At 70.5% G+C, this 21,047-nt stretch carries 18 protein-coding genes; 14 read left to right on the forward strand and 4 right to left on the reverse strand.

From position 1 onward, the window contains the following. Position 1 precedes the first annotated feature (1 nt). Together H489_RS25770 and H489_RS38740 are read left to right on the forward strand one after the other, a co-directional pair. On the forward strand, positions 2 to 505 hold the full coding sequence (locus tag H489_RS25770) for a peptide deformylase (protein WP_017886605.1): 504 nt from the start codon (positions 2 to 4) through the stop codon (positions 503 to 505). A 143-nt stretch (positions 506 to 648) separates the two neighbouring features. Continuing rightward, complete coding sequence (locus H489_RS38740) at positions 649 to 780, forward strand: hypothetical protein (RefSeq protein WP_017886606.1); 132 nt, start codon at positions 649 to 651, stop codon at positions 778 to 780. 178 nt (positions 781 to 958) lie between these two features. On the opposite strand, the gene H489_RS25775 is transcribed toward H489_RS38740, so the two are convergent. After that, positions 959 to 2,896 carry an AMP-dependent synthetase/ligase gene (locus H489_RS25775; protein WP_017886607.1) on the reverse strand — a complete coding sequence of 646 codons (1,938 nt, stop codon included), beginning with the start codon at positions 2,894 to 2,896 and terminating at the stop codon, positions 959 to 961. 121 nt (positions 2,897 to 3,017) lie between these two features. Between H489_RS25775 and H489_RS25780 the strand changes: the two genes are divergently transcribed. The 3 genes from H489_RS25780 (at position 3,018) to H489_RS25790 (ending at position 6,268) form a co-directional block, all read left to right on the forward strand. Further along, entirely contained in the window at positions 3,018 to 3,971 is a 954-nt protein-coding gene (locus H489_RS25780; protein ID WP_017886608.1) for an ROK family glucokinase, read from the forward strand. 81 nt (positions 3,972 to 4,052) lie between these two features. Further along, the gene (locus H489_RS25785; RefSeq protein WP_017886609.1) at positions 4,053 to 4,778 is read left to right on the forward strand and encodes a lysophospholipid acyltransferase family protein; all 726 of its coding nucleotides are present in this window, start codon (positions 4,053 to 4,055) and stop codon (positions 4,776 to 4,778) included. Positions 4,779 to 4,882: 104 nt separating this feature from the next. Continuing rightward, the gene (locus H489_RS25790; protein WP_042537455.1) at positions 4,883 to 6,268 is read left to right on the forward strand and encodes a class II 3-deoxy-7-phosphoheptulonate synthase; all 1,386 of its coding nucleotides are present in this window, start codon (positions 4,883 to 4,885) and stop codon (positions 6,266 to 6,268) included. Positions 6,269 to 6,461: 193 nt separating this feature from the next. Here the strand turns inward: H489_RS25790 and pknB are convergent, their stop codons facing one another. Beyond that, positions 6,462 to 8,537, reverse strand: coding sequence for a Stk1 family PASTA domain-containing Ser/Thr kinase (gene pknB / locus H489_RS25795; protein ID WP_031259424.1), 2,076 nt, complete (start codon positions 8,535 to 8,537; stop codon positions 6,462 to 6,464). A gap of 82 nt (positions 8,538 to 8,619) precedes the next feature. Further along, the gene (locus tag H489_RS25800; RefSeq protein WP_017886612.1) at positions 8,620 to 9,906 is read right to left on the reverse strand and encodes a LysM peptidoglycan-binding domain-containing protein; all 1,287 of its coding nucleotides are present in this window, start codon (positions 9,904 to 9,906) and stop codon (positions 8,620 to 8,622) included. A gap of 172 nt (positions 9,907 to 10,078) precedes the next feature. Between H489_RS25800 and H489_RS25805 the strand changes: the two genes are divergently transcribed. Further along, the gene (locus H489_RS25805; RefSeq protein WP_017886613.1) at positions 10,079 to 10,435 is read left to right on the forward strand and encodes an Rv2175c family DNA-binding protein; all 357 of its coding nucleotides are present in this window, start codon (positions 10,079 to 10,081) and stop codon (positions 10,433 to 10,435) included. Positions 10,436 to 10,568: 133 nt separating this feature from the next. Here H489_RS25805 and H489_RS25810 read toward each other — a convergent pair whose 3' ends face one another. After that, the gene (locus H489_RS25810) at positions 10,569 to 11,687 is read right to left on the reverse strand and encodes a polyprenyl synthetase family protein (protein ID WP_031259426.1); all 1,119 of its coding nucleotides are present in this window, start codon (positions 11,685 to 11,687) and stop codon (positions 10,569 to 10,571) included. A gap of 96 nt (positions 11,688 to 11,783) precedes the next feature. Here H489_RS25810 and H489_RS25815 point away from each other — a divergent pair, with 96 nt between their 5' ends. The 8 genes from H489_RS25815 (at position 11,784) to mraY (ending at position 21,046) form a co-directional block, all read left to right on the forward strand. Next, positions 11,784 to 12,188, forward strand: coding sequence for a DUF3040 domain-containing protein (locus H489_RS25815; protein WP_031259427.1), 405 nt, complete (start codon positions 11,784 to 11,786; stop codon positions 12,186 to 12,188). 569 nt (positions 12,189 to 12,757) lie between these two features. Then, positions 12,758 to 13,189, forward strand: coding sequence for a division/cell wall cluster transcriptional repressor MraZ (mraZ, locus tag H489_RS25820; protein ID WP_017886616.1), 432 nt, complete (start codon positions 12,758 to 12,760; stop codon positions 13,187 to 13,189). Between the two features lie 106 nt (positions 13,190 to 13,295). Further along, positions 13,296 to 14,261: a 16S rRNA (cytosine(1402)-N(4))-methyltransferase RsmH gene (rsmH, locus tag H489_RS25825; protein ID WP_017886617.1), complete on the forward strand. Its 966-nt coding sequence runs from the start codon at positions 13,296 to 13,298 to the stop codon at positions 14,259 to 14,261. A 1-nt stretch (position 14,262) separates the two neighbouring features. Further along, positions 14,263 to 14,955: a hypothetical protein gene (locus H489_RS36715; RefSeq protein WP_017886618.1), complete on the forward strand. Its 693-nt coding sequence runs from the start codon at positions 14,263 to 14,265 to the stop codon at positions 14,953 to 14,955. 49 nt (positions 14,956 to 15,004) lie between these two features. Then, entirely contained in the window at positions 15,005 to 16,774 is a 1,770-nt protein-coding gene (locus tag H489_RS25835) for a peptidoglycan D,D-transpeptidase FtsI family protein (protein WP_017886619.1), read from the forward strand. A gap of 14 nt (positions 16,775 to 16,788) precedes the next feature. Then, positions 16,789 to 18,441 carry a Mur ligase family protein gene (locus H489_RS25840; RefSeq protein WP_017886620.1) on the forward strand — a complete coding sequence of 551 codons (1,653 nt, stop codon included), beginning with the start codon at positions 16,789 to 16,791 and terminating at the stop codon, positions 18,439 to 18,441. After that, entirely contained in the window at positions 18,438 to 19,946 is a 1,509-nt protein-coding gene (locus H489_RS25845) for a UDP-N-acetylmuramoyl-tripeptide--D-alanyl-D-alanine ligase (protein ID WP_017886621.1), read from the forward strand. Before H489_RS25840 ends, H489_RS25845 begins: the two co-directional genes overlap by 4 nt. After that, positions 19,943 to 21,046 carry a phospho-N-acetylmuramoyl-pentapeptide-transferase gene (mraY, locus tag H489_RS25850; RefSeq protein WP_017886622.1) on the forward strand — a complete coding sequence of 368 codons (1,104 nt, stop codon included), beginning with the start codon at positions 19,943 to 19,945 and terminating at the stop codon, positions 21,044 to 21,046. Before H489_RS25845 ends, mraY begins: the two co-directional genes overlap by 4 nt. Position 21,047: the final 1 nt, after the last annotated feature.

Here is a 21,047-nt window from a genome sequence, read left to right on the forward strand (position 1 = left end):
ATTGACCGTTCGTCCCATCCGCCTGTTCGGCGACCCCGTCCTCCGATCGCCGGCCGATCCGATCCGACCCGAACTGCTCGGGAGCACCGGAGTCCGTGACCTGGTGCAGGACCTCGTCGACACCGTCAAGGAACCCGGACGTGCCGGGGTGGCCGCGCCGCAGATCGGCGTGGGGCTCCGCGCGTTCTCGTACAACGTCGACGGCGAGGTCGGCTACGTCCTGAACCCCGAGGTCGTCGAGGTCTCCGGGGAGCCCGAGCTCATGGAAGAGGGGTGCCTCTCCGTCCCCGGCCTCGGCTACCCGACGCGTCGGTACCCGTACGCCAAGGTCCGGGGTGTCGACGTCGACGGCGCCGAGGTCGTCCTCGAGGGCACCGGACTGATGGCCGAGGCGCTCCAGCACGAGTGCGACCACCTCGACGGCACGGTCTACGTGATGACGCTCGACCCCGAGATCCGCCGTCAGGCGCTGCGCGACATCCGCGCGCAGGACTGGTTCCACTGAGCGGTCCCACAGGCCCGCGTTCGCGGGCTGTGAACTCGGGTGTGACACCCCCACGGGGGATTGTCGCTTTGTCCTGACGAGGGGGTACCGTGCTGCTGTCGGCCTCCCACCGACGGCCCATCCGATCCCCCCAGGACTCCCGCATGACCAGTCAGAACGACGAGCTGAGCTCGCACCGCACCCGCACCAACCGTCGACCGGCCGAGGCCACCGTCACGACCGGTTCGACCGCCGTCCTCGACGCCCCCGCGACGGAGCAGCCGCAGGAGGCCTGACCCCGCAGGCGCCCCGGCGCCCGCTGGACCGCCTGGAGGCCCGGATCACGTCCGACGGACGCGATCCGGGCCTCCAGACCGTTGCGTCCACAACCGCGCGCACCTGGCGGGATCGGGCGTCCCTGGTCGGAAGAACCGACCCGGTACGCCCGAAGTGACCAGGTACGCCCGGCGGGCGCTAGGAGCGGCCTCGGCGCCGCCCCTCGACGACCGGGGTCGCCGTCGTCTGCACCTTCGACCCGGAGTAGATGTGGTCGACGTCGGCGGCGAAGTCCTGCAGGATCACCGACCGCTTGATCGTCAGCTTGGGCGTGAGGTGCCCGGACGCCTCGGTCAGGTCGGTGTCGAGGATCGTGAACGACCGGACCGACTCGGCGCGGGAGACGCGGCTGTTCGCGGTGTCGATGGCCTCCTGGACGGCGGACAGCACGCGTTCGTCGTAGGCGGCCTCGTGTGCGCTCAGCGCCGGGGCGATCCCGCGGGACTCGCACCAGCCGGGCAGCATCTCGCGGTCGAGCGTCACGAGCGCGGCGACGAACGGCTTGCCCTCGCCGACGACGACCACCTGGCCGATGAGCGGGTGTTCGCGGATGCCGTCCTCGAGCGGTGCCGGTGCGACGTTCTTGCCGCTCGCGGTGACGATGAGCTCCTTGGCGCGTCCGGTAACCGTGAGGATCCCGTCGCCGTCGAGCCGGCCGAGGTCACCGGTGCGGAACCAGCCGTCGGCGAAGGCGTGCTCGGTCGCCTCGTCGTTCCGCCAGTACCGGTCGAAGACGTCGACGCCGCGGATCAGGATCTCGCCGTCGTCGGCGATCCGGACCTCGATGCCGGGCAGGGCGCGACCCACCGTGCCGATGCGGAGTTCACGGGCACGGTTGACCGTGGCGGGTGCCGTGGTCTCGGTCAGGCCGTAGCCCTCGAGGATGAGCACCCCGATCGAGCGGAAGAAGTGCGAGAGCCGCGGGGAGAGCGGCGCCGAGCCACTGATGGCGTACTCGACCCGGCCGCCCAGGGCATCGCGGAGCTTCGCGTACACGAGCCGGTCGAACAGCTTGAACTTCAGGCAGAGTAGGAACGGCACCCGGCCGGCGGCGAGGGCTTCGGAGTGGGCGACCGCGGTGTCGGCGGCCGCGCGGAAGATCCTGCCCTTGCCGCCGAGGTCGGCCTTCTGCTCGGCGGAGTTGTAGATCTTCTCGAACACCCGGGGGACCGCGAGCAGGAACGTCGGCTGGAAGGTCGACACCGCCCGCATCAGGTCCTTGGTGTCCGGCTCGTGGCCGACGAGGACACCCGCGGAGACCGACATCGCGGCGATGAACCGCGCGAAGACGTGGGCGAGCGGGATGAACAGCAGGGTCGAGGCGCCGTCGGCGACGACCTCGGGCATCGCCTCGCTCGCGCCCTCGACCGTGGCGGTGAAGTTGTCGTGCCGCAGGACGCACCCCTTCGGCCGGCCGGTGCTGCCCGAGGTGTAGATGATCGTGGCGTCGTCGTGGCCGTGCACGTGGGCGGTGCGGGCGTCGAGTTCGTCGTCGGTGACGTCCTCGCCGAGCCGGGTCAGGTCGTCGAGGCCGCCGCCGTCGATCGTCCAGTGCTGGCCCAGGGCGGGCAGGTCGGGTGCGATGGAGGCGACGCGGCGCGCGTGCTCCTCCTGCTCGACGACGATGGCGACCGACTCGGAGTCGGACAGGATCCACCGCACCTGGTCGGGGGAGCTCGTCTCGTACACGGGCACGGACACCAGGCCGGCGGTCCACACGGCGAAGTCGACCAGGGTCCACTCGAGCCGGGTGCGCGACAGGATCGCGACGTGCGCGCCCGGTTCGAGCCCGGCGGCGACGAAGCCCTTCGCGATGCCCCGGACCCGGGCCAGGGTCTCGGCCGCCGTGAAGGTCGTCCAGGTGTCGCCGTGGCGCTGGGCGAGGATCGGACGCTCCGGCGTCAGACGGACGCGGTCGCCGAGGAGCCGCGCCGCCGAGCCGTGGTCCGGGGCGACGGGGCCGGCGTCGGGGGTGGTGGGGTGCTCCCCGGCCGACGGTGTGCTCCCGGTGGCAGCGCTGCCAGCGGTGGACGTGTCGGCGGAGGCGCTGCTGCGTGCAGGACGCTGATCGTTCACGGTGACTCCCTTGTCTGCCGGTTCGACTCGAGTGCGCCTCAACACCGAGGCGACACCGCCAGCATAGGGCGCGTCTCCGGGCGTTCCTCGACTTCGCGGCGAACCGGTAGGCTCGTTGCTCGTGCACGCCATCGGAATCGACATCGGGGGCACCAAGATCGCGGGTGCGGTCGTGACGGAACTGGGCGAGATCGTCGCCGAGGACCGCGTGGCCACCAACGCTGCGGACCCGAACGCCATGCTCGACGACGTCGTCTCGATGGTCGAGCGACTCAGCTCGCTCCACCAGGTCGGCGCCGTGGGGGTCGCCGCCCCCGGGTTCATCGACGCTTCGCAGTCGATCGTCTACTACACGCCCAACATCCGGTGGCGGAACGAACCACTCCGGCAGAAGCTGCAGCAGCGCCTCGGCGATCTGCACATCACCGTCGACAACGACGCGAACGCCGCTGGCTGGGCGGAGTTCCGGTTCGGTGCCGGTCGGCTCGTGTCCGACATGACGATGCTCACCATCGGCACGGGGGTCGGCGGTGCCATCGTGACCGAGGACCGGCTGTTCCGCGGCGGCTTCGGCACCGGTGGCGAGATCGGGCACCTGCGCATCGTCCCGAACGGCCTGCCCTGCGGGTGCGGCGCCCGTGGCTGCATCGAGCAGTACGGCTCCGGCCGCGCCCTGCAGCGCATGGCCAACGACGTCGCCGACGCCGGCGGGATCGGTTCGGCCCTGGCCGACGCCCGCGCCGACAACGGTGGCCAGCTCGACGGCAAGATCGTCGGCGACCTGATCCTGGCCGACGACCCGGGTGCCCTCGCGGCACTCCGTCGGCTCGGTCGGCACCTCGGCGAGGCGTGCGCGTCGCTCTCCGCCGTGCTCGACCCGCAGCTCTTCGTGTTCGGCGGCGGCGTCGCCAGCGCGGGGGACCGGCTGCTCGACCCGATCAAGCAGGCGTACCTCAACAACCTGCCGGCCCGCGGGTACCACCCGGAGCCCGACTTCGTCATCGCCGAACTCGTCAACGACGCCGGCGTCGTCGGTGCTGCCGACCTCGCTCGCATCCACGCCCGGACGGCGTAGGGTCGGCGCGCAAACGCAAACGCAAACGCAAACGCGAACACCCGTGCACCACCCGGACCTTCTCACCACCTGGAGTCGTCGATGACCTACTGGCTGCTGAAGAACTTCGTGCTCGGACCGCTCATCCTCACCCTGTTCCGGCCGTGGGTCGTCGGGCGCGAACACGTCCCCACGACGGGCCCGGTCATCTTCGCCTCGAACCACATCTCGTTCATCGACTCGGTGATCCTGCCAGCGGTGCTCGATCGTCGACTGTCGTTCCTGGCGAAGAGCGACTACTTCACCGGCCGCGGGCTGAAGGGCTGGGCGACGAAGACGTTCTTCAACGCCATCGGCCAGCTGCCGATCGACCGCTCCGGTGGCAAGGCGTCCGAAGCGTCGCTGCGCACCGGGCTGCAGGTCCTGGCGCGCGGTGAGCAGCTCGGCATCTACCCGGAGGGCACGCGCAGCCCCGACGGCAAGCTCTACCGCGGACGCACCGGCATCGCCCGGATGATCCTCGAGGGGCGCGTGCTCGTCGTCCCGGTGGCCATGGTCGGCACGCGCGAGGTGCAGCAGATCGGGCAGCGGTTCCCGAAGATCAAGCGCGTCGGGGTCGTGTTCGGCAAGCCGCTCGACTTCTCGCGGTTCCAGGGCTTCGAGACGGACCGCTTCATCCTGCGCAGCGTCACGGACGAGGTCATGCACGAGCTCGCCGGGCTGAGCCGTCAGGAGTACGTCGACGTCTACGCCACCAGCGTGAAGGAGCGCGCGAGCTCTGCGCGCGAGGCCGTCATGCGGGAACGGAAGTCGACGCCTGCACGTTAGGCTCTGATGGTCCCGGCACCCCGCCAGGACGCCCATCGCCGACGCGCGGCCACGTGCCGGTCAGCGTCGCCGGGCCGCCCGCACAGAACACCGAGGTAACGCCCTTGCCCGAGTCGACCGACTTCGTCGCCCTGCAGGATCCGGACGTCATCGAGGGGCTCGACTATTGGCGGACGCTCCCGATCAAGCAGCAGCCGACCTGGCCCGACGCCGCCGCTGCCGAGGCGGCGTCGGCCGAGATCGCCACGCTCCCGCCGCTCGTGTTCGCGGGCGAGGTCGACGAGCTGCGCGCACGGCTCGCCGCGGCCGCCCAGGGCAAGGCCTTCCTGCTGCAGGGCGGTGACTGCGCCGAGACCTTCGCCGGTGCCACCGCCGACTCCATCCGCGACCGGGTCAAGACGATCCTGCAGATGGCCGTCGTGCTGACCTACGGCGCCTCGACGCCCGTCATCAAGATGGGCCGGATGGCCGGACAGTTCGCCAAGCCCCGCTCGAGCGACTTCGAGACCCGCGGCGACGTCACGCTGCCCGCCTACCGCGGCGACATCGTGAACGGCTACGACTTCACGCCGGAGAGCCGCGAAGCGGACCCGCGTCGTCTGGTGCAGGGCTACCACACCGCTGCGTCGACGCTGAACCTGGTCCGAGCGTTCACGCAAGGGGGCTTCGCCGACCTGCGGCAGGTGCACTCGTGGAACAAGGGCTTCGCCTCGAACCCGGCGAACGCCCGGTACGAGCACCTCGCCAAGGAGATCGACCGCGCGATCCGGTTCATGGCCGCCTGCGGTGCCGACTTCGAAGCGCTCAAGCACGTCGAGTTCTACGCCTCGCACGAGGGGCTGCTGATGGACTACGAGCGCCCGATGACCCGCATCGACTCCCGCTCGGGCCTGGCGTACGACACGTCCGGCCACTTCATCTGGATCGGTGAGCGCACGCGTGACATCGACGGTGCCCACGTGGACTTCCTGTCGCGGGTGCGCAACCCGATCGGTGTGAAGCTCGGCCCGACGACGACCGTGGACGACATGAAGGCGCTCGTCGACAAGCTCGACCCGAACCGTGAGCCGGGTCGCCTGACCTTCATCACGCGGATGGGTGCCGGGAAGATCCGCGACGAGCTGCCCAAGCTGCTCGAGGCGATCAAGGGCATGGACGCCAATCCGCTGTGGGTCACCGACCCGATGCACGGCAACGGCCTGACCACGCCGACGGGCTACAAGACCCGCCGGTTCGACGACGTCGTGGACGAGGTCCTGGGCTTCTTCGAGGCGCACCGCCAGGTCGGCACGTACCCCGGTGGCATGCACGTCGAGCTCACCGGTGACGACGTCACCGAGTGCCTCGGTGGCTCGGAACACATCGACGAGGCCACCCTCGCCACCCGCTACGAGTCGCTCTGCGACCCGCGCCTCAACCACATGCAGTCCCTCGAGCTCGCCTTCCTGGTGGCCGAGGAACTCGGCGCGCACCAGCCCGACCGCTCGTAGCGCAGGAACCATCTCGACGAAGCGACAGAACCTCCCGGCACGTTCGCGGGGTTCAGTCGCTTTCGCGTGTCGGACGGGAGGCCCGTGACGGCGCCGCCACGGGCCTCCCGTCCGTCCTGACGGTGTCGGCGCGATCGGGCGAGACAATGGCTCTCTGGCGACACACACCGCCCATGCAGCGCCTGCGCCGGCCCTACTGGTCGTAGGACAGGGTGACCGTGTCGCCGCGGTACACGGTCGCGCCGGCGCCCGGATCGGTGCCGGTGACGGGCAGCGTCGACTTCCAGTCGTAGAAGCCGCAGAGGATGTTCGTGCAGTCGGGCACGGAGACCTTGAGGCCGAGGTCCTCGAGGGTCTTCGTCGCCTCGTTGATGGTCTTGCCGACCACTCCGTCCTTCGGCACGGTGATCGGCGTCGGGCCCTTCGACACGACGACGTCCACCGCCGACCCGCGCACGGCGGGGGACTCCTGCACGGCGGCGGAGACGATCTGCCCCGTCGGGACGGTCTCGCTGTACTCCTCGGTCCGGGCGCCGAGGACGAGCCCGACGACGTCGAGTGCGGCGGAGGCCTCGTCGACGGTCTTCCCGACCACGTCGGGCACGGGGCCGAGCGACACCGTCAGGGTGATCCGACCGGTCTCGCCGTACGCCTTCACCGTCGTCAGGTCGAGCGCCTTGCCCCCGGACGCCCGACCGGTCGCCGCGATCACGGTGTCCTTCGGCGCGTCGGCGGAGAACTGGTACCGGTCGTCCTGCAGCTCGAAGTCGTCGTCGAGCGCGGCCGTCACGGTGGAGAGCGGCTGCCCGACGATCGCCGGCAGCGGGATCATCCGGGGGCCGTTCGAGACGACGATCTGCACCGCCGTGCCTTTCTGCACCTCGCGCCTCGCAGCCGGCTCGGTCGTGGAGACCTGCCCCTTCGCGACGACGGCGTCGAACCGTGTCCCGGTCTTCGACGCCGCCTGCAGGCCCTGTGCTTCGAGCAGCTGTCGGGCCTGCGAGACCGACTTGCCCGCGACTTCCGGGATGCGCACGTTGCCACCGGGCCCCGGGCCGAAGTACCAGCCGAAGCCGGCTCCGATCAGCGCGAGCACGACGACCACGGACAGGGCGATCCAGCCGCGCTTCCGACGCTTCGCCGACTGGTCGGCGAGCCGCTGGCCGGCGGGGGACAGGACGCCGGGCTGGGCACCGGTGCGACGGGGCCCCGGGGCGTTGGTGCGGGCCCGCGCGGGCGTCCGAACGCGGTCACCGGTGTCGCGGTCACCCGCCCGGTCGATGATGGCGGTCTCGTCGGCAGCACCGGCACCTGCGGCTCCGACCGAGGCGGCGGCCGCTGCGGCGCCGAGCGTTCCCCCGCCGCCGGAGGGCAGGATCGCGGTCCCGTTCTCGGGGCGGAGCACGGCGGTGCGGTACTGACCGGTCGCCCGCTGCTGGTTGCCCGACATGTGGTCGAGCATCTCGCGGGCGTCGCGGGGACGGTCCTCGGGGTCGCGCGCGGTCGACCAGGCGACCAGCTCGTCGAGCTCCGGCGGCACCCCGGACACGGCGGCGCTCGGGGCCGGGACGGAGTCGTTGGCGTGCTGGTACGCGATCTGCATCGGCTGCTCGCCCTTGTAGGGCTGCTCGCCGGTCAGCATCTCGTAGAGCATGATGCCGAGCGCGTAGATGTCGCTGCGCGAGTCGGCGGCGCCGCGGGTCACGAGCTCGGGGGACAGGTAGGCGATCGTGCCGAGCAGGGCCGCGCCGGTCGCCGTGTTCGCGGTCGTGGCCCGGGCCAGGCCGAAGTCGCCGAGCTTGATGCGACCGTCGTCGGCGAGCAGGACGTTCTCGGGCTTCAGGTCGCGGTGCACGATGCCGGCGCGGTGCGCGGACGCCAGGCCCGCCAGCACGGCGCGCAGGATGTCCGTCGCCTGCTCGGGCGTCAGGGCGTGGTGTTCCTGCAGCAGGTCCCGCAGCGTGATGCCGGGGATGTACTCCATGACGATGTAGGCGGTCTCGCCCTCGGCGCCCTGGTCGTAGACGCCCACCAGGTTCGGGTGCGACAGCCGGGCGGCCGACCGGGCCTCCTGGATGAAGCGCTCACGGAAGGCCTGGTCGTCGGCCAGGTGCCCGTGCATGATCTTGATGGCGACGCGTCGCTCGAGGCGCACGTCGGTCGCGAGGTAGACGGTCGCCATGCCCCCGCGCGCGATGCGCGAGCGGACGCGGTACCGCTGATCGATCATGCGACCGATCATGGGGTCCGTGGCGGCGTTGGTGGTCATCGGCGGCATTCTACGAATCGAGACGGCAGCCGGACGCACCGGCGCACCGGTCGTGACCCAATCTCGATCTTCCGGATGAGGCTCAGAGGGTCGCCAGCCAGCCCTCGGCGGCCGTCGCCCAGTTGGCGTAGGCCTTCGGGTAGGCGGAGAGCTGCACGGCCTGGGCCGCATCGGTGATGCTCATCGAGGACCAGCCGCGCACGTCGAGCAGCCCACTCGTCTTGCCGGCGTTCGGGTTGTCCCGACCACCGAAGAACAGCTTGGTGGCGTGCACCGGGTCCTGCAGCGTCGCCGCGGGGCCCCACCCTTGGCTCGGGCGCTGCTGGAACAGACCGACCGAGTCGCGGTCGCCGTGTGGGATGTTCCGCAGGCTGGACTCCTGCATCGCGGCGGCGAGGGCGACGACGATGCCGCGGTCGGGGACGCCCATGGAGCGACCGACGGCGACGATGGTCGCCGCGTTCTGTCGCTGCTCGGCGCTCAGGCCCACGGCACCGCTGACGGCTGCGCTGGCGGCGACCGCCGGTGCGGCAGTGGCGTTCGACGACGGGATGACGAGTGTTTTGCCGGCGTAGATGGTGCTCGTGTACGACAGGCCGTTCGCCGACAGGAGCGACTTGACGGAGACGTGGTGGGCGGCGGCGATCGAGGCGACCGTGTCGCCGGCGCTGATCTTGACGCTCGACCGGGTCGACGGCGCCGACGCCGTGGACACCGACGTCGACGAGGACGTGCCGTGCGGTACCCGCAGCGTCTGCCCCGGGTAGATGACGCTGCGCTGTGACAGGTCGTTCGCGCGGAGGAGCGCCGTGGTCGACACGCCGACGCGGGAGGCGATGGCGGAGACCGTGTCGCCCTGCTTCACGTGGTAGCTCGAGGTGTTCGACCCGGAGCCGCTCGTGGCCCCGGACGTCCGCACGGCAGCGGTTGTGACGGCGGGGGTCGACGCCAGGTGCAGCGTCTGGCCCGGGTGGATGATCGTGTTCCAGCCGAGGCCGTTACGCACGAGGATCTCCTGCGCCGACAGGCCGAACCGGGCGGCGATGCCCGAGACCGTGTCGCCGTGGTGGACGGTGTAGTTCGTGGGCACAGCGGTCGTGGGGGCCTTCGCGGTGGCGGCGACCGTCCGGACGACGGTCTGTGACGGCCGTGCGACCGCGGTGCCGAACACCGGGCGGTCGGTGAGGACGCGGTCCTGGTCGACGTGACGCTTGTGGTTCGCGTCGGCGTCGTCGTGCCGCGGCTCGGCGTGTGCGACCGGACCGGTCAGGCCGGCGGTCACGGCGATCGTGCCCGCGAGGACGATGGGCATGGTGGCGAACCGGGCGGATCGTGCGCGCCGGGCGACTTCGTCTGCAGCGTGGTCCACGGGTCTCTCCTGATCTCGACTGAGGCGTGCGCACGCGTGCGCGCACTCACAGGTGCCACAACGCTGGCATGGCCTGATTCCCAAGTCAACCAGAGAGTCAGATGTGGTGGATGTGACGAATGTGACGAACGTTACCGATTCACTCCGGCGGTCACTCTGGCACCATGGGCGTGTGAGTGCCGCACCCGCCGACGACCTGACCCTCTCCGAACGCTGGCTGACCGTCCCCGAGCTCGTGGACATGTTCAGCACGAGCCCCGGACGGATCCACCGACTCTTCGAGCAGAAGACCCTCCTCGCCGCCCGTGTCGGCGGTGTGCTGCGGGTGCCGGTCGAGTTCCTCGAGGACGGCGAGCCGATGCCCGAACTCCGCGGCACGCTCATCGTGCTCGGCGACAACGGCTTCACCGACGACGAGGCGGTGCGCTGGATGCTCACCGTCGACGACGCGATGGGCACCACGCCGATCGCGGCGCTGCGCGCCGGTCGCAAGGCCGAGGTGCGTCGCGTCGCCCAGTCGCTGCTCTAGACGCGTTCCGGTCGGACAGGAGGCCCGGTGCCAGCTGGCACCGGGCCTCCTGTCCGCCCCGCATGTGCGACGCGCCAGCGGCGCGCGGCGCCAGCGCCGGGCGAGCCTGCGAGGCCGGTGGATCGAGAGGTGTCTAGGACGACCGGCGGCTGACCGTGTCGGCCAGCGACGCGAGCTGTTCGCGTGCCGACGGCGTCAGCGGCGACGCGTCGAGCGCCGCCTTGGCGCGCTGCACGTGCCGATCGATCGACCGTTCCACGGCGGCCACGGCGCCGGACTCGGTGAGGGTCGCCCGGAGCATCCGCACCTGCTCCTCGTCGAGGTCCGGGTCGCCGAGGAGCTCGTCCAGGAGCTGCCGCGGGCCACTCGCCAGGGTCTTGCGCGCAGAGGCGATGAGGACGGTGCGCTTGCCCTCGCGCAGGTCGTCGCCCGCGGGCTTGCCGGTGACCTCGGGGTCACCGAACACGCCGAGCATGTCGTCGCGCAGCTGGTAGGCCACGCCGAGGGGGAGTCCGAAGGCGCGGAGGCCCTCGAGCTGGGAGTCACTCGCGCCGGCGACCAGGGCACCGATGACCAGGGGTGCCTCGATCGAGTACTTCGCCGACTTGAAGACGATGACGCGCTGGGCGCGGAGCAGGTGCTCGGACTCGTCGATGACGGGCCAGGCGGTCTCCTCGTGCACGTCGAGGTACTGCCCCGCCGTGACGTCGAGGCGCATCGCGTGGAACTCCTGGCGGACGATGCGGGCCCGCACCGGGTCGAGGAGCGCGAGGCCCTCGTCGAACACGGAGTCGCTCAGCGAGAGCAGCAGGTCGCCGAGGAGCAGCGCCGAGTTCGTGCCGTACTGCCCGCGGTCGCCGACGAAACCGGACTCCTCGTGCAGGGACTCGAAGCGGCGGTGCGCGGCCGGACGCCCACGACGGGTGTCCGAGCGGTCCATGATGTCGTCGTGCACCAGGGCGGCGGCGTGGAAGACCTCGAGCGCGGCGGCGACCGTGACGATCGCTTCGGCGGTGGTCTGCCGGGACCCCTCGGCCAGCGGGTCGAACGAACCGGAACGGCCCGCCACCGACTGCCATCCCCAGTAGCAGAACAGGGCCCGGAAGCGCTTGCCGCCGGACAACAGGTCTCGGGCGTACCGGTCGAACGGCGCGAGGTCGGGGCTGATCGCGAGGAGCCGCTCACGCTGCTCGTCGAGTGCCCGGTCGATACGCGCCGATACGAGGTCCACTAATCGCGTACTCTCAGCCACGATCCCTACCCTAGTGGAGTGGTCGAGGCATAGAATCGGTCCACCCAACCCGCGTTTTTCAACCCCGCGTCGATCCCAGGAACAGAGGGAACCAAGATGCCGCTCTCGGAACAGGAGCAGCGCCTTCTCGAAGAGATGGAGCGCAGCCTCTACCAGAACGATTCCGATTTCGTGGCTCGTGTCACACGTCGACAGGGTCGTCCGACGTACACAGCCATCACCCTCGGGGTCCTCGGCGCACTCGCCGGGATCGCCGTCGTCATCGTCGGCCTGGTCATCAAGGCGCCGCTGCTGGGCATCCTCGGCTTCGTCGTGATGCTCGCCGGTGTCCTGTTCGCGCTGCGCCCGGGCATGCGTGCCCCGAAGGCGAAGCCCGCTCGGCCGGGCAAGCCCGCATCCGGTGGGTCGGCGCGTCCGTCTGCCAGTGGTGGTGGTGGTGGCGGGTCCTTCATGGACCGCATGAACGACCGCTGGGACAAGCGGAACGACCAGGGTCAGTAGCTGACCGGAGCCGGTCGGGCTCCCTCCACACTCCTCCACGGGGTCGGCCTTCGGGCCGGCCCCGTTTCGTGTTCCCGGGGGCGGGCGGGTTCGGGCGGGTTCGGGCCGGGGCCGGGGCCGCGGGGCGGAGCCGGAGCCGCGGGGTGTGCGCGCGGGGTGTGCGCGCGAGTGGTCACGACAGGCCGGGCGGAGGTCGCCGGGGGGTCACGAACTGTCGGCTGGGGCCCGCGCGAACGACAGTTCGTGACCACTCGGCGGCGCGGCGGCGGCGCGTCGTGACCATGCGCTGACCGGCGGCCGGGCGTGGTGGAGCCGACCGTGCGACCGCGGCGCGCCCCGACGTGCTCCACCGGCTGCGAAAGTCCTCCACTTTCCTCCACGCCCGCTCCTGCCGCCCGGATCCGCATGGATCCGGGCTTTTCGGGCTGCATCTGCGGGATGCATTCCTGGGCGCATGCCCCCAGTAGGGGTGTCGAGGGCCGAAAAGGGTGCGGAATCCTGGTCCGGGGGAGGGGAGTGGAGTAAAGTGGGGCTTGCAACGGTCCGGTGGAGCGGAGGGGAGGCCCGACGTGCTGCTCGGTACTCATGCCCCGAAGCTCGACGAGAAGGGTCGCGTGATCCTCCCCGCCAAGTTCCGGGACGAACTGTCCGGCGGGCTCGTCATGACCCGCGGCCAGGAACGCTGCGTCGTGGTCTTCAGCGCCCGGACGTTCGAGGAACTCCACGAGCGCATCCGGACCGCTCCGATGACGTCGAAGCGCACCCGGGACTACATGCGCCTGTTCCTCTCGGGGGCCAGCGCGGAACAGCCCGACAAGCAGAACCGCGTGACGATCCCGCAGAACCTCCGCGAGTACGCGGGGCTCGAGCGGGACCTCACGGTCATCGGCAGCGGTGACCGTGCCGAGATCTGGTCCACCCCCGCGTGGGAGGCCTACTACGCCGAAGCCGAAGAGGCATTCGCCGACAACGACGAGGAGGTGATCCCGGGGATCTTCTGATCCGCGGATCGGGACTCCCAGCCGTGAAGCCCTGACATCACTTCCCCGGTGTCAGGTCGCATGGATGGGGATCCGGACCCACGGCCCAGGAGACGAGGGGCTGCACATGGCCGACAACGACAACGAGACGCCACGCTTCCCGCACACGCCGGTGATGCTCCAGCGCATCGTCGACCTCTTCACGCCGACGCTCGAGGGCCCGGGCAAGGTCGTCGTCGACGCCACGCTCGGCATGGGTGGTCACTCCGAGGGCCTGCTCGAGCGGTTCCCGGAGCTCACGCTCATCGGACTCGACCGCGACACCGACGCCCTCGGCATCGCGGGGGACCGTCTGTCCCGCTTCGGTGACCGCGTCCGGCTCGTGCACACCGTGTACGACGGCATCGTCGACGCCATCCAGGGCGAGGGCTTCACGAAGGTCGACGGCGTGCTGTTCGACCTCGGTGTGAGTTCGCTGCAGCTCGACCGGGCCGAGCGCGGGTTCGCGTACAGCCAGGACGCCCCGCTCGACATGCGGATGGACCGGACCGAGGGGCAGACCGCCGCCGACGTCCTGGCCACCTACGACGAGGGCGAACTGCGTCGCATCTTCCAGCGCTACGGCGAGGAGAAGCTCGCCGGCCGCTACGCACGAGCCATCGTGGAGCGGCGGGCGACGAAGCCGTTCGAGATGTCCGGCGACCTGGTCCAGGTGCTGCACGACGCGACCCCGGTCGCCGTCCAGCGCCAGGGGCACCCGGCCAAGCGCGTCTTCCAGGCGCTCCGCATCGAGGTGAACGCCGAACTGAGCGTGCTCGAGCGGGCGATCCCGGCGGCCCTCGACGCCATCGCGGTCGGTGGCCGCATCGTCGTCGAGTCCTACCAGTCCCTCGAGGACCGAATCGTCAAGCGGGCCCTGGTGGAGCGCACGAAGTCGAGCGCCCCCGCCGACCTGCCGGTGGAGCTGCCCGAGCACGCCCCCACCTTCTCCCTGATCGTCAAGGGCGCTGAGCTGGCCGACGAGGCCGAACGCGCCGCCAACCCCCGAGCAACCCCCGTGCGACTGCGCGCGGCCGAGCGGATCCGGAACTGACATGAGCACGAACCTCGCACTCGTCGACCCTGCGGTCGTCCCGTCGCGGGCCCCGCGCCCCGACCGTCAGCACCGCCCCGAGCTGGTCGAGGTCACCCCCACCGCGGCCCAGCGCCGGGCCCGTCCCCGCATCGGGTACGCCGTCGTGGCCGTCGCCGCGCTCGGGATCCTGCTGCTGGCCCAGCTCGGCATCAGCATGGTGCTCAGCCAGGGCGCCTACACGCTCAACTCGCTGTCGACGGAGCAGACCAACCTGTCCCGCACGCAGCAGTCCCTGTCCGAGGAACTCCGGGTGCTGGACTCGCCGCAGAACCTGGCCCGCAACGCGCAGGCGCTCGGGATGATCGCGAACTCCACGCCGGTGTACCTGGACCCGAAGACCGGCCGGGTGTACGGCACGCCGACCCCGGCGAAGCCCGACGAGGCAACCGCGTCCACCGAGAACCAGGTGCCGAACTCCCTGCTGAACGACGTGCCGCTGGCCACCCAGCCGGGCGCCACGTCGACGAGCAAGGAGACGGGCAACACCGGCGACCCCGCCGCAGGCAGTGCCGCCGCAGGCAGCACCGCCGCTGACACGTCCGCACCTGCCGCGTCTGAGAAGACCAGCGGCGCCAGCGCGTCGGACCAGGGGACGGCGAAGTCGTCCGTAGAGTCCGACGCGAACCCGCTCCAGGCACCCTCCACCCGGTGACCGGCGGGTCCGCCGCACCCTCAGCACCGCCCGGGAAGGACCGCACCGCGTGACGAAGACGATCCGCAACCGACGCCTGCGCTACAGCATCGTGATGCTCGCCGTGATCGCCCTGGTCGGGGTGTTCGTGGTCCGGCTCGTCGACATCCAGGTCGTCCAGGCATCGGTGCTGAACGAGGCGTCGGCCCAGAAGCGCAGCATCCCCGTGACGATCTACGGCACCCGTGGCGCGATCGTGGACCGCAACGGCACCGAACTCGCCGACAGCGTGACCCGGTACAACATCACGACCTCGCCGCGCCTGGTCAAGCAGTTCAAGGGCAAGCTCGGCGGCACCCGCATCAAGGACGTCAGCGTCAGCACCGCACTCGACGCCCTGGCGAAGGCCTCCGGCGGCGACGTCGCGACCATGCGGAAGAACATCGCCGCGAACCCGAAGTCCGACTTCGCGTACCTGATCAAGGGCCTCGACGTCCGGCACTACGAGGCCGTGGTCGACCTCGGCATCCCGTGGATCTACAAGGAGCAGCAGGCGTCGCGGGTCTACCCGACGGCTGCGACGACGGGCAACCTGACCGGGTTCATGGGGACCGACGGCGCCCAGGCCGGCCTGGAGTACGCCTACGACCAGTGCCTGGCCGGCACCAACGGCTCGGAGACCTACGAGCGTGGCGAGGACGGCGTCCAGCTGCCCGGCAGCACCGTGACCACGAAGAAGGCCAAGGACGGCGGCACGCTCGAGACGACGATCGACAGCGACCTGCAGTACATGGCGCAGCAGACCATCGCGTCCGCCGCCAAGACCCTGCAGGCGGAGTCCGCGACGGCCACCGTCACGAGCGTCAAGACGGGCGAGTTGCTGGCGGTCGCCGACTACCCGACCGTGGACCCGAACGACGTCGACGCCACGACCGACAAGGGTGCCTTCGGCTCCCGGGCCCTGACGGCGTCGTACGAGCCGGGTTCCACGATCAAGGCCGCGATCGCCGCCGCGCTGATCGACCAGGGCAAGTCGACTCCCACCGACCAGGCCGTCGTGCCGTACTCGCGCACGTTCCCCTGGGGCGGCACGATCCACGACTCGGAGTTCCACCCCACCGAGAACCTGACGCTGACCGGAATCCTGCAGAACTCGTCGAACGTCGGCATCACCGAGCTCGGGGCACGGCTGACGGCCCAGCAGCGCTTCGACTACATGAAGAAGTTCGGGCTGTTCGAGCCGGAGACGGCCATCGACTACCCGGGCCAGCCCTCGATGGACTACGGCACGAGCCCGAACTGGGACCAGCAGACGAACATCAACTCGATGTTCGGCCAGGGCATCTCGACGACGGCCGTGCAGGTCGCGAGCGTGTTCCAGACGATCGCGAACGACGGCGTCCGGATCCCGCTGCACTTCGTCAAGGGCTGCACCACGGCCGACGGCAAGACGATCGACGCGCCCGACGTGCAGAAGCAGCGCGTCGTGTCCGCAGCCGCCGCCACGCAGGTCACCGACATGCTGCAGAGCGTCGTCACGGGCGGCACGCTGGTGGGCATGAAGCCGATCTCCGGCTACAACATCGCCGCGAAGACCGGCACCGCCGAGGTGGCCGAGGGGTCGCAGGGCTACGGCGGTCAGCGCATCACGTCGGTGGCCGGAATGGCACCCGCCGAAGACCCCCAGTATGTTGTCACGGTGACGTTCACGAAGCCGCAGACCAACAAGTGGTCCAGCGGAGCGGCTCCGGCGTTCCGCACACTCATGTCCCAGGTGCTCGAGAAGTACCGAGTAGCCCCCTCCGCGTCCGAGGCGAAGCTCTACCCGTCCACGTGGTGAGGAAGAAGGAACACTTGTCCGCACGGATCCCCCCGGTCCTCCGACCCGAACACCCGACCCCGAGGGCCGTCGCCGAACTCGCGAACGCGTTCGGTCTGCGTGTCGTCGGCTCGGTCGACACCCTCGAGACCACCGGCGTCACGCTGAGTGCCACCGAGGTGCAGCCGGGTGACCTGTTCGTCGGCGTGCACGGCGCGAACCGGCACGGCGCCCAGTTCGCGACCGAGGCCGCCGAGCGCGGCGCGGTCGCCGTCCTGACCGACCAGGACGGCGTCGCACTCGTCGAGCCGTCCGGCCTGCCGGTGCTCGTCGTCGACGATCCCCGCGCAGCCCTGGGCGACGTCGCCGCGTGGGTCTACCGCACCCACCCCGACGAGGCCACCGACCTGCCGCAGCTGTTCGCCGTCACCGGCACGAACGGCAAGACGAGCACGTCCTACATCCTCGAGGGCATCCTCAAGCAGCTCGGCCTGGTGACCGGCCTGAGCTCCACCGCCGAGCGCCACATCGGCTCGCTCAGCGTGACGAGCCGCCTGACCACGCCCGAGGCCAGCGAGATGCACGCGCTCCTCGCCCGCATGCGCGAGAGCGAGGTCCGCGCCGTCGCCGTCGAGGTCAGTGCCCAGGCCCTCAGCCGTCACCGCGTCGACGGCATCGTCTTCGACGTCGCGGCCTTCACGAACCTGTCGCACGACCACCTCGACGACTACGCCGACATGGAGGAGTACTACCAGGCGAAGCTCCCGCTGTTCCAGCCCGAGCACGCCCGCCGCGGCGTCGTCTCGCTGGACACCGACTGGGGCCACCGCGTGGTGCAGGACTCCCGCATCCCGGTCACCACCATCACGGTGCACCCCGACGTCGAGGCCGAGTGGCACGTCGACATCGTCGAGGCACACGCCGCCTACACCGAGTTCCGCCTGACGGGTCCCGAGGGTCGCGAGCTCACGACCCGTGTGCCCCTGATCGGCTGGCACATGGCCGCGAACGCCGCACTGGCGATCGTCATGCTGGTCGAGGGCGGCTTCGAGCTCGGTGCCATCGCGCACGCGCTCGAGAGCAACCACCGCCGTTACCCCGACGAGGACGGATCGGGCGACCGTGAGCGTGACGGTGCGTCCGAGCGCGTCTCCGCCATCGAGTGCTACTTGCCCGGTCGCACCGAGCGGGTCTCCGGCGAGCACGGGCCGAGCGTCTACGTCGACTTCGGCCACAGCGCCGACGCCTTCGAGAACACGCTCGCCGCGGTCCGGCAGTTCACCGCCGGCAAGGTGCTGATGCTGTTCGGCGCCGACGGTGACCGCGACACCACGAAGCGTGGCGACATGGCCCGCGTGGCCGCCGCCGGCAGCGACATCCTCGTCGTCACCGACCACCACCCCCGCTTCGAGGACGCCGCGTCGATCCGGAAGACCCTGGTCGACGCCGCACGCGCCGCCTACCCGGACCACGAGATCCACGAGGTCAGCCCGCCCGAGGCCGCGATCCGCACCGCGGTGGGCCTGCTCGGTGAAGGGGACTCGATCCTCTGGGCCGGCCCGGGCCACCAGGACTACCGCGACATCCAGGGTGTCCGAACGCCGTACTCCGCCCGCGACGAGGCCCGTGCGGCCCTCCGCGAGGCCGGCTGGGAGCCGAACTCCGGTCCGGCGGAGGACGTCCGATGATCGCCATGACCCTCGCCGAGATCGCCACCGCGGTCAGCGGCGAGCTGATCGGCGGCGCCCAGGCAACCGACGTCGCCGAGCCCGGCGACCTGGTCGTCGAGGGCTCGGTCGAGACCGACTCCCGCCTGGTCCGTCCCGGCAGCGTCTTCTTCGCCCTGCCCGGCGAGGTCACCGACGGCCGGCGCTTCGTGCCCGCCGCGGTCGACGCCGGTGCCGCCCTGGTGATCACGCCGGAGCGTGTCGACACCACCGCGCCGCAGATCGTCGTCACGGACGGCTACGAGGCCCTCGCTGCGCTCGCGCACGAGGTCGTCACCCGTGTCCGCATGAGCACCGCGGACCGCGTCGACGCCGACGGTCGCCCGGCACCCCTGCGGGTCGTCGGCATCACCGGCTCGAACGGCAAGACGAGCACGAAGAACATGCTCCGCACGATCCTCGAGCAGCACGGCGCGACGATCGCACCCGAGGGCTCGTTCAACAACCACGTCGGCGCACCGATCTCGATGCTCCGCGTCACGTACGACACCCGGTACCTGGTGGTCGAGATGGGCGCGAGCGGCGTCGGCCACATCGCCAAGCTCGTGTCGATCGCCGAGCCCGACCTCGGTGTCGTCCTCAAGGTGGGCCTCGCGCACGCCGGCGAGTTCGGCGGCATCGAGGCGACGCAGCGCGCGAAGTCCGAGATGGTCACCGACCTGCCCGAGACCGCCACGGCCCTGCTCAACGTCGACGACGACCGCGTCGCGTCGATGCGCGACCTGACGGCCGCGCGCGTGGTGGGCTTCGGCACGTCGGCCGAGGCCGACTACCGCATCACCGGCATCGAGACGGACCGCAGCGGCACCCGCTTCACCCTCACCGTTCCTCCCGTCCGCCCCGAAGGCGACCGTCCGACGGACGCAACCCTGTCTGGAGGCCCGGATCACGTCGACGTGCGCCTCGCGATCCTGGGTGAGCACCACGCGATGAACGCGTCCGCCGCGCTCACCGTCGCCCACCTGTGGGGCGTCCCGCTCGCCGACGGCGCCGCGGCGCTCGCGTCGATGACGCGCGCCGAGCGCTGGCGCATGGAGCTGCTCCAGGGCGGCCCCGAGGGCGTCACCGTGATCAACGACGCGTACAACGCGTCGCCCGACTCCACCGCGGCGGCGCTGCGGACCCTGGCGCAGATCGTGCGCCCGGGCGAGCGGACCGTCGCCGTGCTCGGTGAGATGGCCGAGCTCGGTGAGTTCTCCGTCGAGGAGCACGACCGCATCGGTCGGCTCGTCGTCCGCCTCGGCATCGGACAGCTCGTGGTCGTCGGCCGCGGCGCGATGCCCATCCACCAGGCCGCCACCCTCGAGGGATCGTGGGACGGCGAGTCCGTGTACATCGAGGACGTCGACGACGCCGTCCGTGCCATGCAGGAGATGCTCCGCCCCGGCGACGTCGTCCTCGTCAAGTCCTCGAAGTCTGCCGAACTGCGATTCCTCGGCGACCGCCTCGGAGGTGTCACCGAATGATCGCGCTCCTCATCGCCGGCGCCACGTCGCTGGTGTTCACGTTGCTGCTCACCCCGTTCTTCATCAAGCTCTTCCACCGTCTCGGGTGGGGGCAGTTCATCCGTGACGACGGCCCACAGTCCCACCACACCAAGCGCGGCACCGCCACGATGGGTGGCATCGTCCTCATCATCGGTGCGGTGATCGGGTACTTCGTGGGCCACCTGATCGGAGGCGACTCGATCACGCTGTCCGGCCTGCTCGTGCTGTTCCTGATGGTCGGGCTCGGGTTCGTCGGCTTCATCGACGACTTCCTCAAGGTCCGGCGTCAGCGGAGCCTCGGGCTCGGTGGCTGGGCGAAGATCCTCGGCCAGGTCATCGTCGGCGTCATCTTCGCCACGATCGCACTGGTCGTACCCACGTCGAACGGCAAGCCCCCGGCATCCACGATGATCTCGGCCGTCCGCGACGTGCCGTGGCTCGACTTCATGGCGCTCGGCACCGTCATCGGCACGGTGCTGTTCCTCGGCTGGATCGTCCTGCTGACGGTGTCCACGTCGAACGGCGTGAACGTCGCCGACGGCCTCGACGGCCTGGCGACGGGATCGAGCATCCTGGCGATCGGCTCGTACGTCATCATCGGTTTCTGGCAGTCGAACCAGATCTGCGGCGGGACCCGGCTCGACTCGGACACCGCACACGCCTGCTACACCGTCGCGAACCCGCTCGACCTCGCCGTGGTCGCGGCCGCTGTCTGCGGTGGGCTCATCGGGTTCCTCTGGTACAACACCTCGCCGGCACAGATCTTCCTCGGCGACACCGGTTCGCTCGGCCTCGGTGGTGCCCTGGCCGGCCTCGCGATCCTCAGCCGCACCGAGCTGCTGCTGGTCCTCATCGGTGGCCTGTTCTTCATCGTCACCGGTTCGGTCATCCTGCAGCGTGCGTACTTCAAGATCACCCACGGCAAGCGCATCTTCCTGATGAGTCCGCTGCACCACCACTTCGAACTGAAGGGGTGGGCCGAGGTGACGGTCGTCGTCCGCTTCTGGATCATCGCCGGACTCTTCGTCGCGGCGGGGGTCGGGCTCTTCTACCTCGAATGGATCGCAAGCGTTGGTTGAC

The sequence above is a fragment of the Curtobacterium flaccumfaciens UCD-AKU genome (assembly GCF_000349565.1).
Lineage (GTDB): Bacteria > Actinomycetota > Actinomycetes > Actinomycetales > Microbacteriaceae > Curtobacterium > Curtobacterium poinsettiae.

Bases quoted from the DNA above. Each gene is read 5' to 3' on its own strand.
- H489_RS38740 (WP_017886606.1), top strand. From the start codon at position 649: ATGACCAGTCAGAACGACGAGCTGAGCTCGCACCGCACCCGCACCAAC.
- H489_RS25785 (WP_017886609.1), top strand. From the start codon at position 4,053: ATGACCTACTGGCTGCTGAAGAACTTCGTGCTCGGACCGCTCATCCTC.
- pknB (WP_031259424.1), bottom strand. From the start codon at position 8,537: ATGACCACCAACGCCGCCACGGACCCCATGATCGGTCGCATGATCGAT.
- H489_RS25815 (WP_031259427.1), top strand. From the start codon at position 11,784: ATGCCGCTCTCGGAACAGGAGCAGCGCCTTCTCGAAGAGATGGAGCGC.
- rsmH (WP_017886617.1), top strand. From the start codon at position 13,296: ATGGCCGACAACGACAACGAGACGCCACGCTTCCCGCACACGCCGGTG.
- H489_RS36715 (WP_017886618.1), top strand. From the start codon at position 14,263: ATGAGCACGAACCTCGCACTCGTCGACCCTGCGGTCGTCCCGTCGCGG.
- H489_RS25845 (WP_017886621.1), top strand. From the start codon at position 18,438: ATGATCGCCATGACCCTCGCCGAGATCGCCACCGCGGTCAGCGGCGAG.
- mraY (WP_017886622.1), top strand. From the start codon at position 19,943: ATGATCGCGCTCCTCATCGCCGGCGCCACGTCGCTGGTGTTCACGTTG.